Origin of the sequence: Mesorhizobium sp. M7A.F.Ca.CA.002.05.1.1 (genome assembly GCF_003998335.1) — a bacterium.
Lineage (GTDB): Bacteria > Pseudomonadota > Alphaproteobacteria > Rhizobiales > Rhizobiaceae > Mesorhizobium.
This window is the reverse complement of sequence record NZ_RZQI01000975.1, coordinates 1-2136: the sequence shown is the minus strand read 5'-3', so window position 1 is coordinate 2136 and position 2136 is coordinate 1. Positions and strand designations below refer to the sequence as shown.

The window sequence follows — 2136 nt, the reverse complement described above, 5'->3', positions numbered from 1 at the left end:
TTCCAGAACCTGCCAGTCTCCTTCCGGCCCCAAACCCGACATTTAGAGATGGCCTGAGGGAGAACCGCTTTTGGTGCAACTTTGACCTTGTCGGCATCAGAGTTCGTGCAGCTGAACCCAGGTCGCTCTGGATCCTACGGGCGTCATGTGGTGGGACAAAAACATTGAAAAACATTGGAACAGATTTGAATGCTGCGCGGTCCCACCGACCTCTAACCGCTTGATTTGATTTATTTTCCAAACATCCTCCGGGCCCACCATTATCTTATTTATCAATAAGGTATCGTGTTTTATTTGCCTCGGTTAGCCAAATCAGGTTGACGAATCCGTCGATCTCCTTGAATTCATTGATTTATAATGGGCTCCCGAGGACTGCCGATCAAACTGCTTTACAACACGGGGCGGCGCGAAAGGAATCGAACTGCCCGCAATGCGCTCGTTCCATCCGTTTCGGGCGGGTGCAGTCCTTCGGCGCGATAGCGGGCTAACTCTCAGCAAATATGTGCGCCGTGCTCCCGGGCTGACCGAGCCTCCAGATGCGGGCTATGCAGCGACGCATCTCGTCAGCGGTGGCCCCGCCTCGAAATTCGGCAAGACGTATGGCCTTGGCTTCCAGTTCCTGTTTCGAAAGGGTGTTGCCGGGATCTCCCTTGGGCTCGTCGACGCGGGCATTGAATTTGCGGCCGTCAACCGTCGTGACGCTCACCTTGCCGACCCACTGCTTGGGATAAAGGGTGTCGACCTCGGCGTCGAGTTCCATCCGCACCTTCGCGCGGAAGCGTGCGACGCGGGCGTCGGCAAGCGCGTGGTGTTCGAACGCGTCGAGGTCGGCGACGCCGTGAACAGCGATCAGCCCCAAAACCGTGCCCATGGAGAACTTCGCCTGGGTGGACGGTTTGCGGAGTGACCACCGCGCCCAGGACATCGATGGCTCCCTGATGGACATGGGTCACCACGCCGGTGATGTCGTCCGGACCGAGCCCTTCGCGGCGCATGAGAGACTGCAGCGCGTCGGCGGCCGGATGAGTGTGCCGGCAGGCTGCGTGCCATTTGAAGGAGGTCTCCTCGGTTGCCCAACGGCTGCCGAGCCCGTCCGTCAGGCGGGCCGGATCGGCGTCGCTGGACATGCCGGCAGCCATTCCTTGCTGGCCTTCGAGGATCCGCGCGGCGCCCTTGAAGCCATCGCGCGCCAGATAGGCAGCGAACAGACCGTTGGCGGCCGCTCGCGCGGTATGGAGTTGCTTGGAATCGGCAGCGTCACGCAGAAATTCCCAGAGACCTGCCGCCTGCGTACCGGCCGAGCCGACAGCATGGTTGAGCCCGGCTGCGTCCAACCCGATCAACCTGCCGACCGCCGCGGCTGCTGCCACTGCGCCAGCCGTGCCGGTGGTGTGGAATATCTCGTAGTGCGAGCGTCCGAGGAATTCTCCCACTCGAATGCCCACTTCATAGCCGGCGATGCAGGCAGTCAGGACTTCGCGGCCGGTCTTCTCCTCAGCCTCCGCAACCGCCAAAACGGCCGGAAAGATCACCGCCGCCGGGTGAAAGACCGAGCCGTTGTGAACGTCGTCCTGTTCCACGACATGGGAGGCCGCCGCATTGACCATCGCTGCGAAGTAGGGGCTTGTGCGCCGCCGCGTCGGGATGATGGTGCTTGGGCCGTCCGCCGGCCCCATGGCACGCGCAAAACCGTCGATCATCTCGACCTGGTGCGCGCCCTTGCCGGCCAGCGCCGAGCCGAGCCAGTCGATCATCAATCCTTGCGCGAAATGAACGACGCGCGGCGGGATCTGTTCGAAGTCGAGTTCGGCAATGAAGGCGCAGAGCCTGGCGGTTGGCCAATCGGCGGTGTCCAGGCTCATCCGTTGCTCCTCCCCTGCATGCCCTTTAGACCAAAGCGGCCCGGCGCAGGACCTGCCTTGCGCGCTCGATGACCGGCCGATCCACCATTTCGCCGTTCACCTGGCTAGCTTCGCCGGACGAGGCTGCGCCGACGATGTCTCGTGCCCATGTGATGTCATTATCGCTCGGGCGAAAGCCACTGCGAATCGGCTCGATCTGCCTCGGGTGGATGGCCATCTTGCCGCCAAAACCCATCTTCATGGCGTGGCGGGCGTCATCCTCGGTGATTTCGGG

The 2136-nt window shown here is 62.0% G+C and carries 2 protein-coding genes and 1 pseudogene; all 3 read right to left on the bottom strand.

The window, feature by feature from the left end; genetic code table 11:
• Positions 1 to 484: 484 nt before the first annotated feature.
• Complete coding sequence (locus EN939_RS39770) at positions 485 to 871, bottom strand: hypothetical protein (protein WP_236382681.1); 387 nt, start codon at positions 869 to 871, stop codon at positions 485 to 487.
• 79 nt (positions 872 to 950) lie between these two features.
• A pseudogene (locus EN939_RS31355) lies at positions 951 to 1862 on the bottom strand (MmgE/PrpD family protein); the annotation flags it as partial.
• A 25-nt stretch (positions 1863 to 1887) separates the two neighbouring features.
• A partial coding sequence (locus EN939_RS31350) for an HpcH/HpaI aldolase/citrate lyase family protein (protein WP_164751385.1) occupies positions 1888 to 2136 on the bottom strand: 249 nt, incomplete at its 5' end.